The 19,153-nt window shown below is 39.7% G+C and carries 26 protein-coding genes and 2 pseudogenes; 22 read left to right on the top strand and 6 right to left on the bottom strand.

What is annotated here, in order from left to right:
- Positions 1–17 precede the first annotated feature (17 nt).
- Positions 18–1,628, bottom strand: coding sequence for an Alr2735 family protein (locus AC5590_RS32160; RefSeq protein ID WP_498824296.1), 1,611 nt, complete (start codon positions 1,626–1,628; stop codon positions 18–20).
- 23 nt (positions 1,629–1,651) lie between these two features.
- On the bottom strand, positions 1,652–2,239 hold the full coding sequence (locus tag AC5590_RS32155) for a hypothetical protein (RefSeq protein WP_169267305.1): 588 nt from the start codon (positions 2,237–2,239) through the stop codon (positions 1,652–1,654).
- A 162-nt stretch (positions 2,240–2,401) separates the two neighbouring features.
- On the opposite strand from AC5590_RS32155, the gene AC5590_RS32150 reads away from it, so the two are divergent.
- From AC5590_RS32150 to AC5590_RS32135, 4 genes and pseudogenes are all read left to right on the top strand, one after another.
- Positions 2,402–2,821: a helix-turn-helix domain-containing protein gene (locus AC5590_RS32150; protein WP_211178639.1), complete on the top strand. Its 420-nt coding sequence runs from the start codon at positions 2,402–2,404 to the stop codon at positions 2,819–2,821.
- A gap of 89 nt (positions 2,822–2,910) precedes the next feature.
- Positions 2,911–2,982 (top strand): annotated as a pseudogene (locus AC5590_RS32145) (IS607 family transposase); the annotation flags it as partial.
- A gap of 54 nt (positions 2,983–3,036) precedes the next feature.
- Positions 3,037–3,573: a hypothetical protein gene (locus tag AC5590_RS32140; RefSeq protein ID WP_169267304.1), complete on the top strand. Its 537-nt coding sequence runs from the start codon at positions 3,037–3,039 to the stop codon at positions 3,571–3,573.
- Positions 3,574–3,769: 196 nt separating this feature from the next.
- Positions 3,770–4,291 (top strand): hypothetical protein, encoded by a 522-nt coding sequence (locus tag AC5590_RS32135; RefSeq protein WP_171978371.1) that lies wholly within the window; start codon positions 3,770–3,772, stop codon positions 4,289–4,291.
- Here AC5590_RS32135 and AC5590_RS32130 read toward each other — a convergent pair.
- Positions 4,288–5,445, bottom strand: a complete 1,158-nt coding sequence (locus AC5590_RS32130) for a DNA cytosine methyltransferase (protein ID WP_169267302.1) — start codon at positions 5,443–5,445, stop codon at positions 4,288–4,290. The two genes, AC5590_RS32135 and AC5590_RS32130, sit on opposite strands and share 4 nt — an antisense overlap.
- Positions 5,446–5,846: 401 nt before the next feature.
- Between AC5590_RS32130 and AC5590_RS32125 the strand changes: the two genes are divergently transcribed.
- Positions 5,847–6,245, top strand: coding sequence for a hypothetical protein (locus AC5590_RS32125; RefSeq protein ID WP_169267301.1), 399 nt, complete (start codon positions 5,847–5,849; stop codon positions 6,243–6,245).
- Positions 6,246–6,267: 22 nt separating this feature from the next.
- Positions 6,268–6,624: pseudogene (locus AC5590_RS32120) on the top strand (hypothetical protein); the annotation flags it as partial.
- A gap of 13 nt (positions 6,625–6,637) precedes the next feature.
- On the opposite strand, the gene AC5590_RS32115 reads toward AC5590_RS32120, so the two are convergent.
- On the bottom strand, positions 6,638–7,117 hold the full coding sequence (locus AC5590_RS32115) for an IS630 family transposase (protein WP_246163634.1): 480 nt from the start codon (positions 7,115–7,117) through the stop codon (positions 6,638–6,640).
- Positions 7,118–7,245: 128 nt separating this feature from the next.
- Positions 7,246–7,599 (bottom strand): helix-turn-helix domain-containing protein, encoded by a 354-nt coding sequence (locus tag AC5590_RS32110; protein WP_322790703.1) that lies wholly within the window; start codon positions 7,597–7,599, stop codon positions 7,246–7,248.
- A gap of 75 nt (positions 7,600–7,674) precedes the next feature.
- Between AC5590_RS32110 and AC5590_RS32105 the strand changes: the two genes are divergently transcribed.
- From AC5590_RS32105 to AC5590_RS32030, 16 genes are all read left to right on the top strand, one after another.
- The gene (locus tag AC5590_RS32105) at positions 7,675–7,893 is read left to right on the top strand and encodes a hypothetical protein (protein WP_169267287.1); all 219 of its coding nucleotides are present in this window, start codon (positions 7,675–7,677) and stop codon (positions 7,891–7,893) included.
- An 8-nt stretch (positions 7,894–7,901) separates the two neighbouring features.
- Positions 7,902–8,150 (top strand): hypothetical protein, encoded by a 249-nt coding sequence (locus AC5590_RS32100; protein ID WP_169267300.1) that lies wholly within the window; start codon positions 7,902–7,904, stop codon positions 8,148–8,150.
- A 2-nt stretch (positions 8,151–8,152) separates the two neighbouring features.
- Entirely contained in the window at positions 8,153–8,371 is a 219-nt protein-coding gene (locus tag AC5590_RS32095; protein WP_169267299.1) for a hypothetical protein, read from the top strand.
- Positions 8,372–8,379: 8 nt separating this feature from the next.
- On the top strand, positions 8,380–9,222 hold the full coding sequence (locus AC5590_RS32090) for a phage terminase large subunit family protein (RefSeq protein WP_169267298.1): 843 nt from the start codon (positions 8,380–8,382) through the stop codon (positions 9,220–9,222).
- 4 nt (positions 9,223–9,226) lie between these two features.
- On the top strand, positions 9,227–9,796 hold the full coding sequence (locus tag AC5590_RS32085) for a hypothetical protein (protein WP_169267297.1): 570 nt from the start codon (positions 9,227–9,229) through the stop codon (positions 9,794–9,796).
- Positions 9,797–9,813: 17 nt separating this feature from the next.
- The gene (locus tag AC5590_RS32080; protein ID WP_169267296.1) at positions 9,814–10,308 is read left to right on the top strand and encodes a hypothetical protein; all 495 of its coding nucleotides are present in this window, start codon (positions 9,814–9,816) and stop codon (positions 10,306–10,308) included.
- 7 nt (positions 10,309–10,315) lie between these two features.
- A complete protein-coding gene (locus tag AC5590_RS32075) occupies positions 10,316–10,621 on the top strand; it encodes a hypothetical protein (protein WP_370460826.1) in 306 nt (101 codons plus the stop codon).
- Entirely contained in the window at positions 10,622–10,972 is a 351-nt protein-coding gene (locus AC5590_RS32070) for a hypothetical protein (protein ID WP_211178638.1), read from the top strand. It begins immediately after the preceding gene.
- Positions 10,973–11,044: 72 nt separating this feature from the next.
- A complete protein-coding gene (locus AC5590_RS32065) occupies positions 11,045–11,671 on the top strand; it encodes a M23 family metallopeptidase (RefSeq protein ID WP_169267294.1) in 627 nt (208 codons plus the stop codon).
- 7 nt (positions 11,672–11,678) lie between these two features.
- A complete protein-coding gene (locus AC5590_RS32060) occupies positions 11,679–12,485 on the top strand; it encodes a glycoside hydrolase family 24 protein (protein ID WP_169267293.1) in 807 nt (268 codons plus the stop codon).
- 348 nt (positions 12,486–12,833) lie between these two features.
- Positions 12,834–15,011 (top strand): DNA translocase FtsK, encoded by a 2,178-nt coding sequence (locus tag AC5590_RS32055; RefSeq protein ID WP_169267292.1) that lies wholly within the window; start codon positions 12,834–12,836, stop codon positions 15,009–15,011.
- Between the two features lie 7 nt (positions 15,012–15,018).
- The gene (locus AC5590_RS32050; RefSeq protein ID WP_246163633.1) at positions 15,019–15,459 is read left to right on the top strand and encodes a hypothetical protein; all 441 of its coding nucleotides are present in this window, start codon (positions 15,019–15,021) and stop codon (positions 15,457–15,459) included.
- Between the two features lie 33 nt (positions 15,460–15,492).
- Positions 15,493–15,972 (top strand): AAA family ATPase, encoded by a 480-nt coding sequence (locus AC5590_RS32045; protein WP_169267290.1) that lies wholly within the window; start codon positions 15,493–15,495, stop codon positions 15,970–15,972.
- 221 nt (positions 15,973–16,193) lie between these two features.
- Complete coding sequence (locus AC5590_RS32040) at positions 16,194–17,651, top strand: hypothetical protein (protein ID WP_169267289.1); 1,458 nt, start codon at positions 16,194–16,196, stop codon at positions 17,649–17,651.
- 124 nt (positions 17,652–17,775) lie between these two features.
- Positions 17,776–18,240 carry a hypothetical protein gene (locus tag AC5590_RS32035; protein WP_169267288.1) on the top strand — a complete coding sequence of 155 codons (465 nt, stop codon included), beginning with the start codon at positions 17,776–17,778 and terminating at the stop codon, positions 18,238–18,240.
- Positions 18,241–18,492: 252 nt separating this feature from the next.
- The gene (locus tag AC5590_RS32030; RefSeq protein ID WP_248277347.1) at positions 18,493–18,900 is read left to right on the top strand and encodes a hypothetical protein; all 408 of its coding nucleotides are present in this window, start codon (positions 18,493–18,495) and stop codon (positions 18,898–18,900) included.
- A 40-nt stretch (positions 18,901–18,940) separates the two neighbouring features.
- Here AC5590_RS32030 and AC5590_RS32025 read toward each other — a convergent pair.
- The coding region (locus tag AC5590_RS32025) for a hypothetical protein (protein WP_211178637.1) at positions 18,941–19,153 on the bottom strand (213 nt) is incomplete at its 5' end.

The raw sequence follows: 19,153 nt of genomic DNA, 5'->3' as shown, positions 1-19,153 counted from the left end.
AAAGAGCCATCAAAATTTCAGTTTTGAGTTGAGCAAAGCTGCAATTGAGCCAGTGGCACTGGATGCGTATAAATATCTAGCATTGCTTGGTCATCCTCAATGCTAGTAATCAAAAATGGCTGCCAGTTAATAAGGTGGGCAGGACAATTAGCCCAGTTAACTTTATCTCCCACTCGCACCTTGAGTGCTAGTTCTTCAGTTGGAGTTGGGTTAAGTTCTAAATTGTCTGATCTTGGGCTACTATCACCTGTGCTGGAAATCAACCTCAACTCACTGTGGTGGAAGTACTTTCTTTTCCCGCCTAACCTTACTTCAATTGGAGTGTTAGCAGGACCAGATAAATTTACTACCGTGCCAGTACAGAGCTGGTAGTTATGGCGAGCGCTAATAACCTCCACAATCGAATTTACTTCAAATCCTATCACCGCTAATGCTTTGGCACGTAGTACGCTATCAACCCACTCCAATTCTTCTGGGTTTATTGATGCAGCTTGTGCTAGCAACTTGGGAAGATTGTCAAACCAAGCATAATGCTCTTTACTCAATCTGCCAGTAACAACAGCAACTAAATCATCTGCTGTGCGTGCATCTTTTCTGTTGTAAGGAATAGGAAGTGCTAGTAGGAGTTGTAATCTTGTAGCTAAAGAGTGCCACTGATCTTGGTCGTACTGTTCTGTTGGTACATCATTCAACAGCGGTACTTCAGTATTTTCTGCTGTTGGATGCTCCTGTACTTGGACTTGTCCAAAATTATCTGAATTGGTGGGTTTTGAAACAAATTGCTCTACAACAGCACAATTCGTGTTTTCACTTAGTTCAATGTTGTCCGTTCCTACCTCATCTATTTGGTTGCTGTTCATCTCACAAGTTGGACTTTGGAGTTGATATTCCAAAAAGGATGCATCATCAACCAATACCAGCTGTCCAGTTTTGTATGCCTGCCTCAGTGAAATCGCTTCTGCCACGATTTGCTGTGCCGTCAATCCCTCACAATCCATCATCTGCTGTAAGGTGACGCCAGTGCGCTCATCTTGCTCGTGAATGGGCGGAATTTGACAGTAGCGTCCACCATTTTTCGTTCGTCGCCAAATACTCGGTTTCTCAGACTTTGGCTCTCTCGGTTTGCGCTGCTGCTTTATGAGTTCTCTAACCACCTGCTGAGTACGTAAGCTCAAGTCCTGCAATTGGTCAATAACAGGCTGGTACTTCTTGCTGTTCTTTGCTAGCAGAAAGATAGTATCTGGCTCGATTTGTGCTAAATCTTGGGGCGAGAAAGAACCAAATGCAGCAGCCACCTTGAGGTATTTCTTGTCTTCTAAGAGCCAACCATGCTCAGATAACAGCTTTTTGTACTCTGTGCGCGACCGCTTTTGTTTCTCAACAGCCAGAGATCTAGCGTGACGTAGGATGGTCTCAGTGGCAATTGGTAGCGCTTGGAAAGAGAAATTTACTTCCGGGGCGATCTCTTCGGCTTGGGCTTCAATGTATCTTTCCAATTCTTGTTGGGCGAAAGCTTGATAATCATCTGCGATTATTGCTTGTTGTGGCATCATATTATTTAGTTCCCATTTTTGGGTTTTATTGAGGAAGGCGATCGCAAGTTCTTGGCGGAATGGCGATCGCCTCACCAATTTGAGTCAACGCGAATAATTCAAGCTGCTTGTTTGTCCCAAGCTTTTGATGATTTAGAGATAGCAGCCAAGGCATAACCCAAGGTGTGTTTGTGAATTGTGGGCATTTTACGAAACGACATATCTTGACCCCAGTCTTGAACTGACTTAGTGCCGATATGTAATACTTGCGTGAGGGTTTTGACACAAGTAGCGCGAAAGTTAGCATGGGAAACAGTTTGCAGTACTTGCTGTTCGGTTAATCCGTAGAGGAGTATTTTTTCTAGAAACGTTTGAGCATCTACGAGTGGTGCGCTGTATTCTCCTTGCAGGATACTCTTTAGCTCTTTTGGCACAATTTCGGCAGCGTGAATGTAAGCAAGTGCAAATTTGCAGTAGTTGGGTATCCCATCAAAATTGAGGTCACTTCCCCACTTGCGAACTGTTGGTCTTTGTACGTCAAAAACTGCACATAATACGCTGATACATTTTCTGCGGTATTGAGAATCTGTTTCTTCTTCGAGAAGTTCCGGGGGGCTGAGTGAGGCTATACCGAAGCAGTGGCGTAGAAATTGCCTGGGTTTTAAACCTTCTTTAGGTAGACTTTGTAGGATTTCGCAGTTTTTCATAAAGACCTTACGGGTGATGAGCGCCTTTGTTTACTGTCAATTATATAGCAAGCTCGCTATATAATATAATAGTAAGCAATTAAATACTCGAGGAAGCTATTAAGGAGTGTAAAATATAGCTTTAAAAGCAAGCTAGCTATAAATGCATTCGTGGAGGAAACTATGAGAGTAAGTAAAACAAGGACATACTCTCAAAACATGATTCGTTGGCGGTTAAGGATGCTGATGGCAGAGAAGAAAATTACGAATAAGGAACTTGCTGAGCTTTCAGGTATTCATCCAACCTCCATTTCAAAGCTCAAAAATGCTGATGAGATTGAACAGATTAGCGGCAGAGTCCTCAATAACTTATGTAATGGCCTAACAAAGGCTTATCATGCTAGGGGAGAAAACCGAATTATTACTCCTGGCGACTTACTGGACTATACTTTTGATGGCAATGGTGATTGTCCAACGTCAGTAGATGATATTGAGCAATCAATGGAAAAAACTAGTACTGACCACTCGTCTGGTGATTCTGGCAAAACAACTAAAGCTATATATCGAGTAGTATACCTGAGTAAGATTGGAGAATCAGCATAAATAAATAGAGTTACTCAAGTATCAAATTAACCCGCACTGAAACGCTTTCTCAAACGTATTGGTCAGGCGATCGCCCTTGCACCATAAATGAGGTGGTCATCATTAACAAGACTTCGGAGGAAATTACTTTTGAGCAAGAGTTAGTGCAGGACATGGTTGAATAGCTTTGATTAGCATTGACTAAACTTGAGCAAGATTTATGTAACGGTAAGTGAATGAGTCAGCAAGAACCTAATTACAATCAAAGCACCTTTAGTCAAGAAAACGCAGTAAATCCGATGGATTTATTGTTTGATGAAGAATGGTTGCGAAAAGCGGTCGTTGCTGAGGATAAAGTAGGTGGTAACATTGGTGCTGGATTGGATTGGGGTTCTGGGTTTGGCGACCTAATGCTGAACCTCGAACTTTTGGGACGTTTAACAACGTTACGTATTTCTCTTAATCGAGAAGTGCGGCTATTGCTGAATAATTGGAATTTAGGAACAGCTACGAAAATTGCGGTAAAAACTGCAAGAGAGAGACTACTTCAACGATTAAGGCTACCTACACCAGAAGTCAGAGAACACATACTTGTTGTTTTGGGAACAGATGAACTTTATAGCCAAGAGTTTATCTCTAGCCGAGAAATACTGCGCGAGCTGCTTGGGGTGTTGTTGAAACAAGAAGATTGGGAAACAATTGCAGCAGTTGCAGCAGATTCGTTAAAAGAGCAAATTATGCATCAAGTTTCTGTTGAAAAAATTTCAGCATAAGTCATAGATTTAAACAGATGAAGTTAGAATTGCGCGAATTTCACCAACACAATTTAGCGTCTGACAGCGATCACTTCCAACAGAAATAATTGCAGTTTTGATACCAAACGTCATAGGGTATTGAAAAGGAAGCAGCCAAGTAAGCGGGTACAGCCCACTTATGCACAACTGCTTTTGTCATACTTGACTTTTGGCTATGACCCAACTGAGGATACAACAAGCATATGATTTCTACAGAAAATTCATTTACAACGAAGAACTGATTAGCCTACTCAGAGAATACAACATACGAATACCAGGAAGCATTTCGCCACAACTTTGGGAGTTGTTTGGTGCAATACTTACTGGAGATACAGGTACTGGTAGCTATGGAGCCGACCTTAGTAATTACGAGGTAAAATCTAGTATTGATGGTAACGCCTTTGAGTACCAGTATCATCTGAGAACAGGTCGCGGTAAGCTTTTGAAGGATATGACTGTAGACCATTTATTTGTGTCCTACAGTCGAGACTACAGAAACGTTACAGTTCGCCAACTTGGAGGAGATTTCCTATCAGAAATTTTCCGAAGTTGGTTACCTGGTTTGGAAGAACGCTATGGCACTCAAGAATTCTTACGTCGATACCGCAAAAATATCAGCAACAGTACAGTGAAAGTACATGGTCGAGTCGTTATGAGTATTAAGGATGGTATGCTTACATTTCCTATGACCAATTAAGCAGCTCTTTGCGAAGCTTTTATCATGCTATTTAATTCATTAAATAATGGATTAAGATAATTCGCAGCAATCCATTCGATGACTGGAACACAAACAGCATCACCAAAGCCAAAAAGTATATTATTGAGTGAAATATTTTGAGGAATCAAATACTCCGATGCCCCCATGAGACGGGCACTTTCACAAGCATTAATTAACCTAGCATCAAAACGTCCAAAACCTGCCCTTACAATAATCTGACGAGCACTTCCTCCCTTCGGAGTTCGTAAACATCCAGCAATTCCATCGGTTCTTAGTTCTGCGGTTGATTGTTTAATCCCAGAACGCATTCTCATGCGTCGAAAGACGGTTCCGTATGACCAATATTCATTTTGCATCATTAAACGAATTTGGGATTTATGACGTTCAAACATCTGATTGAACAAATACTCTGTTCGTTCTTTTACCCACCATTCCTCACTTTCATCAACAATATCAGCTAGGTTGGTTGTTCTTTGGGGTAAGTCTGGTAGATTGCGAAGGCTCCATTTGATTGTTGGATTAGAAGCAATAAAATCTTTAACTTTTTGAGGTCTTGCACCTTTTTGCTGACTCATAATCCGTTCAATCTCATCATAAGTTTGTGAGAAACTAAACAGATTACCTATAATAAATAAACGTACCCTGCTTTGCGGAACAAAATGGGCAGCGTCGATGATGAAAATATCAACTGCATAACCAAGATTATTTAAAGCTTTTAACGCAACGATTAAATCTTCTCCACGCCCAGAAGTTAGGAAACCTTCCACATTTTCAATAAGAATTAAAGGAGGTTTACCTATTTCCCTCAGTTCCCCCATTTCATGTAGGAATCGGACAAAGTCCCAGAATGTAGATGATTCTCCAGAGTGCAACCCACTTCTAGAACCTGCAACAGAGATGTTAGTACATGGAAAAGAGGCATGAGCTAAGGTTACTTTAGGCACTTCAGTTCCACTTATTTCTCTGATATCTTTACAGTGATAGTGTCCGACTCCAAAAGCATTCTGGTACATTTGGCGTTTCTCGTCGCTGTAGTCAAGAGCATATTTTACTTGCCATCCTTGCTTAATTAGCCCCATTGTAACGAGGCCAATCCCTGCAAAAAAGTCTGCTACTGTTTTCTCAAGCTTCATTTGATTTGGTCATAATTATAGTTATTTTGACTGAAAAAATCAAGAAAAGTCAAGGATTGTATTCTGACACAAAAACTACCATAAAATCATTCATTATTCACAAAAAAATTGACTTTTCGCTCTATGTTTCTGTTTGAGTACTTTCTTACCTTATCAATCATACTTCTCTTTTCTTCAAGTTACATATACAAATGTGCTTGCATTCTCCATAGGCAGTATGTAACCTAACAAATGTGAAGTTGAGTAGGAGATTGGCTGAATTTGCATTGTGTTTTAGTTGAATGAAACTTGTACTAAAGTGATAGGACTTGTGAATCATTATTGGATTCACACTTTCTTTAGCAAGAACTTAGTTTAATTGTCTTGAAATTGATGTTACCTTTCAGTTGGAATTGAGTTTGATGCTATGTGAAAACGTTCTCTACACCCAAAAAACACTTGCCGAAAGATACGGGATTTCGATTGCTGCTTTACAACGGTGGTATCCTTACGCAGGGATAGTTAAGCCTCGTAAGCGAGGCGGATATTTTGATGCAGCAGCAGTTGAAATTGCTGATATTTTCTACGTTGCTATCAAGATTCGACGGTTGACGTGTAAAGAATACTTACAACAGGTGATTCCTGCTGGTGGCTTAGATGCTTATTTGCAAAAAGTCAATGACGTAAGCCTTTATGACTTTTTGACAAAGCATATATCTAATGAAGAAAAAAACAACTTAATTGTTCAAGCAGTCATTAAGAGGATTGAACGTAATGAAGCATATAAACCAACTAGCACAACAGTTGCAGGTGTCGCATGATGTGGTGCGGACTGTTTGTCAAATTTTGAATCTAGAAATTCAAGGCGACACAGTTGGCGAGCAAGTGGAACAACAATTGCTTCAGTTAAAGACTGCTGCGACTTCTGAAAATATGTCCCTTGAAGAGGCTGCTCGTCATTTATTGGAGATGCGCGATCAAAAGAATCCTGAAAGTGGAGAACATCGTTTTGATAAGCGTGAGTATATCAAACAAAGGTTTGGTATTGACCCCGAACAAGCTGCTCCTGATAGTTTTGTCGGAATGCTTACCCTTGATGTTGACAAGGGTATTCAGCTAGGAAACTTGCGTCACAAGGTAGTGCTAGAATCTTCCACTCTCGCTCTTGAAGAACTCATTTTTCACGGCGGTACTGATGTAGATATAGCGGTTCTCAGTTGGATGCAATACAATAACCGCAATGTTTAAACCAACCAACAATATCATTTGAACTAACTTCTTCAAATGCTGCTGTAATCGCTTGATCTAAATCTGGATAAGTACGGGCAGCTTGTGAACGTAAAAATTCTTTAATTTTAGACCAACAATTTTCGATTGGAGAAAAGTCAGGTGAATATGGCGATAAATAAACTAAGTGTGCGCCAACAGCCTCAATTGCTTCTTGAATTCCTGCAACTTTGTGAGAGCTAAAATTATCCATCACTACACACGCTCCTTGCCAAAGATTAGGAACTAAAACTTGATTAATATAAGTTTCAAATGCATTTTTATCATTTCCACCCTTAAAACTCATTGCACCAACAATCCCACGTAAAGCGATTGCCCCAATGATAGTTACATTTTTACCACGTTTGTCTGGACTCCAAGCGTGGGCTCTTTTTCCTCTCAGTGCCCTAGCATAAAGTCTGGTCATAGCTATATTTACGTAAAGTCTGCCGGGGGAAGCTTCCCCCGGCGAGCTTTACTCCAGACTCATCAACAAAAACTAAATTGTTCAGGTCAAATGTACGGATATTTTCCCAAAACTCTTGCCTCAATTTTTTAACTCTGTCCGTGTCTTGCTCCGCTGCGTGTAAAGTTTTTTTTTCGGGTCAATTTGAGCTTTTGTAACGTTTTACTCATTCCTGAGCGACTAATTTTTATCTGAGTTTGTAATTCCATTTTTACGCATAATTCTTCTAAGGTTGCATCGTTATTCTCTTCTATCAATTTTTGTAAAATTGGATAATGTTCTTCTTTTATTTTGGGTGGGTTACCACTTTTATGTGGTAATGGTTCTATACTTCCTACGTCTAAATAGCGACCTAGTAAGGTTTGTATAAAACTGAGACTTACATGAAAGCGCTTTGCCAGCTTTCGCTTGCGAGCCTTCTCGATTCCGAAAGGCATCAACAATTTTTTGACGCAGATCTTGGTCGTAAGCCTTCATAAAAATCTGATTAATATACTCTGGTCAAATTTTACCAGAGTGTGTTGGTCTCAACCTTGAACCGCTATAGTAGCTCAAACAAGGGTATTACTGGTTATGAGCAAGCACAGGAGCGAATTCAAACTCGAATTGATAACGATTTTTTCGGCAAAATCAACTGGGGGGAACAGACTCATCCCCTACTAGTAGGTACATCGACACAACAGCCCAGACGCTTGAAGTCCTCGCAGCCGAAAACCGAGCCATCTCCGAAGAAGTAGTGTCCCAGATGCTTGCAGTTTCTTACCAACTGCGTGATGAGAGTTTGCTCAATGCTCGTAAAACATCCACTTTAGCACTTGGTATAAACTGTTTGAGTTTGGTAACTGGTACAGTAGTTGGAACATGGGTGGCAGTCCCTCCAACTCAAGAAAGACAGGAGATTTCAAGTATTGTTCCAATTTTGGTTGGTGTCGGTTTAGGCGAATTAATTGGGTTTGTTTTAGCACTAATAGTAATTTGGATATCTAGGGAGTAATTATGCAAGCGGCATTTGATTTTTTGATGAACGCTACAGGTGGATTGTTAATGAACCTTGGGGTATCTGGTATGGTAGGGCAGTTGATGGGAGTAGGAGCAACTCTTGCGTTGAACCCATTGTTACTGCTTACTGGAATAGTTGTTGGTGGTGCGGGGATAGCATTTGCCCGTCAGTTGAATAAACGTCCGCCTTTGCATCTAGTTGTTAATAATACATAGGGCTAGTTATGTTTACTCCTACCCCTGTGCGAGATACCAAGCAAACAAGAAAGCGGACAAAGGTAAATGTCACTTTATGGACTGTTTGTTCAACCGTTGGGGCGCTATCTGTAATTGGTTCGGTTGCTCTAATAGTAGGGTGGAAGCAGCAAATTCCCAGAAATTCTGTATCTCAGGTGCAACAGGCAAAGGCGCAAGTTTTTCAGATTCGGGAGGTTTATTTGGAGAAGCTTTCGCGTACTGACTACAATATAGATCATCTTTCCAGCTATTCCTCAGTCGAGGGTACTCCTACGCTGACAGGATGGCGACAGTTAGCGGCGGCGTTGTGGGGACAGCAACTGCGGGGTGAGATATCCAGGATGCAGGCTGACGAAAACTCAGGATTTTATCGCTTGCATTATATGCCAGCGCTGGAGATAGTTAAATTCAACTCCTTGGATCTTTTACTAGAAGCAGCTTCTGGAAATAATACTTTTTACTGGGGATACCGCAGAACTGATGGTATGAAAGTTGAAGAGAAAATACCAACTGGTGCGGCTGCTGTTTTGATTTTGGGCAAGCTTGAGGCGATTGATTATGCCCAGAATTTAGAATCGCAACCATCAGTTGACTTAAATCAGATGTTCATTCAAATTAGAAATGCTCAAGAGCCTTATTCCTTGGCACAGGCGCAGTTATTACGGGCGCGGGGATATTTAGATCCAGTAGAGCAGATGGCGCAAGTGGCAGATATCCGCTCAAGGATAAAGCAGCGGGAGGAGCAAAGGCAGATATATCTTCAGCAGACGAAGAAAAACCAGCATAAGGCAGTTCTTAATAAACAGCCTGTTAACAAATCAGGGGAGTGATGTCATGTACGCCAAGTTTGCTGCTGCAATAGTTTGTATAGCCTTATGTTCGCTCAATGTTATAGCGGCAGTCAAACGTACCCCTATTCGTACTACCCTTGAGGGTTCATCTCGCACGACTGTTGAGATGATGCCATCCCCTAACTCAGGTGTGCATTGGATGAGTGCAGTTATATTCTTAGCTGGGTTTGCTTGTTTCTTAGGCTGGGGAATTTCTGACTATAACAATGCTGTAGACACCGTAGAAGCTTCTGATAACTTAAACGATTCGAGCAATCAACTCTCTGATGCTGATGTTAAAGCTACTGATGTTCAACCTTATTCTCCTTTGCTGTCACCTCCTGCTGCTTCCTTGGGATACCCTAACGAGTTTTTGGGTAAGAATGTAGTTCAATTTTCTCCGCGTTCTACTATTTCTAAGTTAGAGCATTCGCCTGATGTTCAAATGAGTGGATATCAAGTCAACAACCAGGCTGGGATGCTTTCTCCACAAGAGTTTTACGCCCAACTTCAAGATGAAGATTTTTGGTCAGATAATAACTCCCAAGCAAATAATAATCATTTGACTAGTTAGTTAATTCGAGGTTTTCTATGAGTAGAAATCAACGCCGTAATTTTGATGCGGATTTTTCCTCAGGCGGTGAAATTGTACCTGTAAATCGCTTGCAAAACATGCTGCAGCAGGTACAGCAACAAGGAGGAGTCATAAATCAGCAACAAGGGAATGTTTCTCCGATGATGACTTACGATACTCAACCAGTAGAAGTGAGGTATATTACTGCACCTACTACTTATAAACCGAAAATTCCTCAAATTGAGATTCCTTATGTGGAGACATGGAAGGCGCATCGACTACACCCACAGAATCCTTGGAGGTTTGTTTGGTATCCAGCCTACTTTCTTGGAGATTGTATAAAATCACCTATAGGGGTGGGTGCAGTTGGGTTTTGGTTGTTTGTAATGGTCATTAATTTTCTTTTAAATGGAAATTACACAGGTCCAGGATATGCTTCAGGCAAGAAGATAGAAGTCGTGCCCAAGGAAGTTCCACAATTTGCACTTCCGGTTGTTAAGCAACTGGAATAGTATGTGGGTGCGAATTATCTTTTGGATGACTTTGTTGGTGTGGATTGCAGATATTTTGCAACCAGGGTATTTGAAATTCTACGATTTGCACAGGGCAGCAGGTTTATTTCATCAAGTCAAAATACCAGTTAATTATATAACTTTACCTGCTGCTAATTCCACTTCTATCCCAACTTCAACTCCAACTGCTTGTCCGAAAGCTGGTAATGATTTTGAGGCAGTTTTGAACGCCAAGAATGTTGGTTGCTGGCAAGATAAACTTTCCAATCAAACGAATACTTTTAGGAAGAAAGAAACTCGTTGGGGTGGGTAAATGCGGTTTGTTATTGAGTTTGACTCACAGAGGGAGGATGATACTCAAACAGTAAAATTACCTGTTGACGCTGCATCTGAAACCTCATCAGTTGATGATAAATCACCTGCTTGGAAATATGCCATTGTAACGAGTTTGCTGGTTGTTTGTGTCGTTGTACAGCCGATATCTACGTTTATTGAATCGCAGTCTGTTGTGCAATCTATTCAAACTTTGGTTAATCCACAACCTACTAGTAATTTGGCATCACGAGTATATCAAGCGATGCAGCGTAAAGGCTATCAAACATCACAAAATCCAGAAGAAGTCAATGTCGCAAGACGGTCATCGCCAATTTCTATCAATCGTTAAATCTGACCGTCGCTACCGCCAGAACTCCAATTATATTTTTGCAACAACAATTTTGGATGTAAATGATTTGTAATGCGTCTGGTTGTTGACTTTCAAGCTAGTAAGGCAAAAACTAAGCTTTCGATAAATAACACTTGGAATTATGCGATCGCAACTTCGGTTTTAGTTGCAGCTATGGTGATTCCCCAGGTTTCTGGGTGGGTTGAATCCCAGCAGTTAGTTAAATCTCTCCAGAGTGCATTACAACACCAAACTCAATCTTCTGATGATAACAAGACTTTTTCTTCTGGTCGGTTTGTTTTTCCAACTGCGACTGGTACTCCCGTAACTAGTGAGTTTGGTTGGCGAACACACCCCATTACGGGCGAACGCAAGTTTCATAGCGGGATTGATTTTGGTGCATCAATGGGTACGCCCATTTATGCAGCTGATTCAGGCCAGGTGGTAAGCGCAGGTGACAAAAGGAATGGTTATGGAAATGCAGTTATTATCCAACATCAGGGAAATATTTCTACTCTCTACGGTCATGCCAACGAATTGTACGTGCAAGAAGGACAACAAGTTATACGTGGGCAGATGATTGCGACGGTAGGTAGTACGGGTTTTTCGACAGGACCGCATTTGCATTTTGAAGTTCGTTCTTATGGCGTAGCGCAGAACCCCCGTCCTTATTTACACGAGTATCTGATAAATCGGTAATTTTTGTATGCTCGGACGCATTTTGATTTCAGGTTCAATTGGTGTAGTTGGCTGTGTGACTGTTTCTTATGGAGTCGCTTCATTGCCCTGTAGGTTGGCATCAAGGAGTGCAGATACTATCTGTCAGATGTCTAGTTTTGGTAGGGTACTCGATAGTTGGAAATTTGGGTTTGTTGTTGGTGGTTTAGTTGGGTTAATTTGGAATCCTCGCCATCAATTGATATCGCGTTTTCAGCCTGTTCATTTGTCAGCTGCTTCTTTAATTACTTTGAGTATTTATTTTTCTAGTTCTCAAAGCGCTGGTGTTTCTTCAGTATCGTTAAATAATTTAGAGCCAAGAGTTAATACAAGTTCTTATTCACCACGCTTGAGCGCTTTTTTAGCAACAATTCGCTGGGCAGAAACGGGAACGAGTGAACCTGAGAGTTATCGTAAGTTAGTATTTAAGGGAACTTTTGATGATTTTTCGACACATCCGTTAAAGAAACAATGCGCTCCTATTAATAACAAGGAGGTTTGTTCTACTGCAGCTGGTGCTTATCAAATGTTAGATAAAAGTTGGTATGACTTGCAGCCAAAGTTAAACTTGAAGGATTTTAGTCCAGCTTCTCAAGATAAAATGGCGATTGAATATATTCGCCGTAATAATGCCTTAAGTGATATTGAAGCAGGAAGGTTTGATACTGCTGCATGTAAAGTTGGTAGGGTATGGGCAAGTTTTATTTGCAATTCATATAATCAGAATCCACGAAATTTAGAAGAATTACGTAGCTACTATCAAAAAATATTAGTAATTTCTGAAACTCGGAAATAGGTAAAACTTTCTCCGACTTATGTTTGACATTAAGTAGTTGGATTTCGTCAAAGATTATCGATAATTTTATTCTTATACCAATTCTCCATGATAGCTTGCGTGGCGTAGCCATAGATGCACTTAATATTTATTAAACGATTAGCAACAAGACGAGCCAGTGCGTTGGGCGGCTCCGCCGACTTGAAGCACCTGGCGTGCCAAGAACGCCAAGAGTAGAAGAGGTAAATATTTAGTGCAAGTTTACAGAGAATTGGTATTAGATGACTGACTATAAGATAGCGTTCAGCTTTTGATTTATCTTTATTTTTTAGTTTGGTACATAATTTTTCGTAATCATTGTCAATTCAAATGTTAGTGCTACCTAATCCCAATCATAGTAATATTGATTCTCAAAAACAAAAAGTATTAACTGCAATTGTCCAAGCAAAACAAGATGGTTTGAGCAATGAAGAGATTATAGTGCATGTACGCGAAGCTTTATCTTCATCAATGGTTGATTATGCTGAAACTGTTCTACAGCAGATGGATTTTAAAACGAAACTATCCCGTTCGGTTATTGAATTTGATTTAGAGTTTTTATTTCAGGTAATATACTCATCAGTGATGATAGGTACCAGTGATGAAGAAATTTTATCAATATGTGCAGAATACTGTACTTTAAACCAGTATGAGTTTGTCCGGTATGCACTTGAATATATCCATGTCAATCGTGTTCCATCACAGTGGGAGCAAAGTAACATACACCAAAAGGCTGTTCAAATAGCAGATTCTTCTTCTGTTGAAGATTTATTTCAATATATTGACTCTCTCAAAAATATTTATCTAAAACAGATTGGCTATGAAGTGGTTCAAGAGAACCTCTACAAGCTTTTTTTAAGTCATAAACCAATTCATATTTTTACAGATTTAGCTAATAAAACTAGAGATTATTTTATCAAGAAGTATTGTTACCGAACTGCAGTGCTTGTTGCACGTGTTACAGGTCAATCAATAAATTTACAACTTACAGGAGATGGCTCAACAATTAACGAACCGAAATCTTTAGAGAGTAAGACTTCTACTCATGAAATTATCCATTCACAGATTTCCACAATGGAACAAGCAGGAAAATTATTAGTTGATACCCTGGAAGATTTTAGTATCAATGCTAAGTATGTTGATGCCAAAACTGGTCCAACATTCAACCGCATTAAAGTAAAACTGGGACGGGGTGTTTCTTACAAGAAAGTAGAAGACATTGGCAATGACTTAGTACAACAGCTTGGTGAAGAATTGGACTTGAAAGTTGCGCCAATGGTGAGTGTTGTGCCCGGAGGGGTGGTATTTGATATACCCAGGTTAGACAGACAGTTTGCTTATTTCCGTGACTATATTACCTTTGACGGCGAACCTGATATTCATTCGGTATCCATCCCCGGTGGTGTTGATGTTGATGGTACCTATGTTGAAATTCCCCTGTATAGCGATAACGTCACCCATATTCTGGGCGGTGGGCGAACTCGGGGTGGAAAGTCACAGTTTGAGAAAGCAGCAATCCTATATTTAGTGCGACGGTATCCCCCTTCGCTTGTTCAGTTAGCGCTTTCGGATGTTAAACGTGTGACGTTTGGTAAATTTGATGGGCTACCTCATCTTGTTGCCCCAGTTGCGCGTGATGCAGAATCTACTGCTAACTTGCTTGATTACCTGGTTGAGGAGATGGAATTGCGCTACCAGGAGTTTGAACGCCACAGCAGTATTGAAACAATCGCGCAGTACAACTTGCGGTTTGCATCTGGTATTATCATGCCGCGAATTGTGTGTTTGATTGACGAGTGTTTTGATTTGCTTTCGGATGATAATTACTGCGATCGCATTGAGGGTGCGCTGATGAAGTTGCTTGCAAAAGCTGGTGGTGCAGGTATTCATGTCCTATTGTACACACAGCGTCCTGACAAGAACGTCATTGACCCTTTGATTCGCTCAAACTTTCCTGCCAAGACCGCCTTTGTTACAACTCGTCCTGAAGATAGTTGTATTATCCTTGGGGACGATAAAGACAAGCGTGCAGTTTACTTGCTGGGATATGGGGATTTCTTGTACAAAACGACTGAGGTGGTGCGACTCCAGGCGTTGTATGTTGCTGATGATGAAGATCCTGAATACTTCAAGCAGTTGCTAATAGATGCCAAAAACCAAGATGACTCCTATACTGCATGGGAGTCTGGACTAGATTTCGATGAATTTGTCGCTAGTTTGTCTGGTGAGGGTAGTAGTCATGACAGAGGTAAATCTAAAGCCACTGCTGTTACTAAAACTAAGCAATTCAAGACTGATTTTGAAGGTAGTTTTAGTTTTAATGTACAGCTTGATGATTCAGCTAGAAACTCTATTTTGAATTTGCATCAAAAGGGTTATCAACTTGATGAGATTGTAAAAGCTGTTTTTAATTTATCGCGTCATGATGGTAGATCGTATAAAAAATTTAGAAACGTTGTTGAGGGGTTTTTAAATAGTTTGCAAGGAGGTGAGGGAGATGATATATGAATTAACAATGCCTTTACCACCTAGTATGAACGAAATCATTAATCAAGCACGTTCTGGTTGGCAAGCAAGTGCTGAACTTAAGAAGTATTGGACAAACTTAATCGGTAAATTCGTTCAGAATTGTGGATTTTGTTTGGATAGTGCTGTATGGGTTGAATTTCATTGGTATCTGAAAAACTTTGGACGAGATAGTGATAATGTTGCTGCTGCTGCCAAATTTATTATGGATGGTTTAGTGGCAGGACGAGCAATTCGTAACGATAACTTGACAGTTATCAAATCACCTGTCGTTCATTACTATCATCGCAGTAATGGTGATGACGGTGTGCTACTGCGATTATCACAATCACCTGATTTTTTATTAGATAATTTTATTGTTTCTAATCAATTTTCCAGAAATAGCTTAGAAAAACACAGTCAATCAGTTACATATTTAATGTCACTTTAGTTAAGATATACAGTTAATTTTCCGATAACAGTCATGTTACGTTTTCAAGATTACAGTTTGTTGATTGAGAAGATAAATGCAGGCAAGAATATTCACCTGTGGGGTAAGCAGGGTATTGGTAAGACTTTTACTGTTAGAAACTGCTTGCTCAAAGACATTAACCTAGAGTCCGTTTATCTTAACCTTGAATATCCTTTTAGCGTGGATAACTTATTTGACGTTATTCCTATTAGTCTAGGTTTGTACTATCAGCAGGATTGGCAAAATATTGTAAGTCAACTATCTGATGGGTTTCAGAAGTTACTAGTGATAGATAACTTTGATAGACTGCACTCTGTTAGTGAAACTTTAAGTTATGACTTATTCAAATTACAACAGTTAGCTGAACTAGACAATTTCTCTTTATTATTAATCTCTCGGATGCCGCTAAGATATTTCCATTTCCCAAGTTTTACTAAATGCTTTGAAGAATTGGAATTAAACGAAAATAATACTTGGACTTTTGGACAGTAAACATACGGGTTTTAAGCAGGTTCGATGCCTGCTACTGTTCCTGGGTAAGGCTTTATAAAGACGGCTGAACTCGAACATCAGGTGAGTGGTTTCAATATGCTGAGTGCCATTAATGCTGAAAGCAGTAGAGTAGTAAGTCTTTTTAGAGTAGTCTATGCCCTAATCCCCAATGCCGGGGTTGCCATTAGCAGCTAACGGTTAAAATCGCAAAAGGGGAAATTATGAAAGACAAATTCAAGACACAGGTTGTACATCGATTACAAGAAATAAATTCTTGTTTAGGAGTGGCTTCTCTACTAGCAATGCTTGCTTCAGTAGGATTGGTTTTACCGGCTTCAGTTGGGTTGACATTCTTGGCGGATGCCGGGGTGGGGGTAGAAAATAAGCCTGCTTACAAGGATATAACTGCTCTTGCAACTGCAACTGGTTTATTTGGTTTAGTTGGTACTGTTTCTGCTGTTGCTGTTGGTAGTTTGGTATTGAGTACAACCAATAAAGAGTTGGAAGAGGAGAAAAAAAATAGGTCTTCAAACCGGATAATTGCAATTAATTTCTATAATTCTGATGAATCACTTGATGAAGATGATTCAGAGGAAGAAGAGGAGGAAGAAAATGAATTATTTGGTTTGGACTATTGTGAAGAAGAAGATGAGAAAACTAATTCAGAAGGAGTTGAATATACTTGGCGGCGAAATGTCACTTACACCTATTATGTAACTCAAATCAAAGGTCATCCTACCTTACACGGATTACATCTTTGTCGTTTGAGTTCGCATTGCGGTACAAAGTCTGACTTCAAAGAAGAAATTGTTTCTGTTAAACTTGATGACTATCAAATTCAAAAACTGACTGTCCTTTTTGAAGCTAGCTATCCAGAAAGAGAAAACCTGGTAGGAAAGTATTTCCATTCACGTCAATTTTTACCAAAAGAAGCGTTGGAGGAATATTTTCGGCTTCATAATAGTTTTTACTGGGCAAAATCTAGCGGACAATTTAGAAATGCTTGTTTGGATTCCTGCAAGGGTTGTTCTTACCTTCATGGTGCTAACAGAGTAGTCTGTGGAATGCATCCTTTTGGGTGGGAAGGAACAGATTGTCCTGATAAAAAACTCTTAGACGGGATAGTGCTGCGTGAGTATGAAAACCCAGATATTATTGCTAGCCTTAATGAAGGTTTGGCTGATGTCGAAGTTTTTAAAATGGATGACTATATTGTTGTCAAAGATAGTTATTCTGGTCGTAGATTTCAGTTTGATTTTGATGGATTTAGGTTCTCTTGGTCAGATCAATTATCTGAATTATGTTCAGATGCTCATCTGCGCCGGTATGTCAATCACTTTAAATACCGAGAAATAGTTCATGAGGATTACAGTCACCTAGACAAAATTAGGGAATTGAATCAAGATTTGTATGGTGCCGATGTGCGCGTGGATAGAAATAGAATAGTTGTCCACAAGTGTTCTACTGGTGTTAACTATTTCTTTAAGTTTAACGGTCAACCAATTGACCCATACGACTGTGATTGCCCGCGCGAACTTCGGTATAATTACGACTTGGTTTCTCTTGTTAACTATTTACGTGGTAATAGACGCGAGATTTCTCCACCCAGAATTTCTCCTAATCTTTTCCATCCAATATCTCCACCTCAAGTGTCTGAAAATCTTGTTGACTTAATATAATTTCCCTTCTTCATAGATAGTTGGAAATTTGTAGATGTGGCACTCAGTACGGGGCGGTTTCGCCCCACTACTGGGTAGCTAATCTCTACAGAATCTACCCAATTAACTATTTGGAGAAACTGACATGACTGAACTAGTTAACTTTGCTTATGCTCTACTGTTTAATCTTTACCTGTTTGGAGTCATTTTTTCATTTATTTGCTGGCTTTTTCATACTCCTACTAGTGAAGTAGTAGGGACTTCCAAATCTTTTTTGGAAGAACTCATTCAAGAACCGACTGAAGATTTTTATTCAAATCTACAGTTAACTTTTCAAAAAGATACTCAACTAGATGACGAGAGAAACCTGCAAATGGATGAATTTACTCAAGAGAGGGAGTTATTTGATTCTCAAGAGATACCAACAGTAAATACTATTCAGGAAAAGCAGAAGTTAATGCAATTTAGCTTGAGGAAGTTACGTACTTTCTGTTCTAAAGCCTCTATTCATGGCTATTCTGTTTATGTGAATAGTGGTGAGAAAGAAAGGCTAGTTGACTACTTGCTAACTTTGTCTGTTAATTCTAGTCAAATTGTTGAATTTTTGTAGATTGCGTCCATTAGCACATGAGTTTGGTAACCCCGATAATTGTGGGTAAAATTCTGTCAGTTAATTCTTGATTGAGATATGAAATAAACCATTAGGCATTTGTAGTGTCAATCTTATCAGTCATAATTTTGTTAAAATCAATTGTACTTACCAATAGATAATTACCGAAATCAATTGGTGGTTGATAATTCCCCAATTATGAAATCTTGTCTCAATTCATCTGCAAAAAACCTTGATCAACTAGATTGACTTATGGTTCAAACTCTTCAGGCAGAAAATATTACTCTTGAGAAACTCATATCACTTTATGGATTAGAGTTAGTTGATTCTGAGGAATTTTTTCGTGAGTGGCAAGACGAATTACCAGAACTGACAGAGCAAGAAAAGCAGCTATTAGACCAAGTGAAAGCAGGTTACATCAATTTACGGAATTATCTGCCATTATTAGAAAACACGGTTAATACCATTGTTTTATCGCCACTGCTATTCATTGGCAAGTTCTATCTGCCTCCTTTTCACATCAAATTAGAGAAATCTGTCGAAATTGAAACTATTGATAAACTTTCCATTATTAAAGGACGAATTGACTTCTTACTTCTCAATCAGAAATTCTGGGTGACGCATTGTCCCCTAAAAAATGAGCCAGCCTTTGTTTGTTGATCTGTCGGCGTAGAAGAGTACTCGTAGTTATAAGGCTGGCTCATTTTTCTCGTGTTAGACCCCGTATCACGATGTTGAATTGAACAAGACAGAGGAAATCGACATCCTGTCTTGGACTTCTGCCAATTCTTTTTAGCATAAAACTTTGTTGAGTCAGAAAGTCTTTTCTCTGACTTTGTGATCCAATAGTTAATGGACTTACAGCAATTTTCAGGTAATTGAACCACAAACTACGGTAAGCTGGTAGTAAAGT

The sequence above is a fragment of the Brasilonema octagenarum UFV-OR1 genome (assembly GCF_963888615.1).
GTDB classification, from domain to species: Bacteria; Cyanobacteriota; Cyanobacteriia; order Cyanobacteriales; family Nostocaceae; genus Brasilonema; species Brasilonema sennae.
This window is presented reverse-complemented; position numbering and strand designations above follow the sequence as displayed.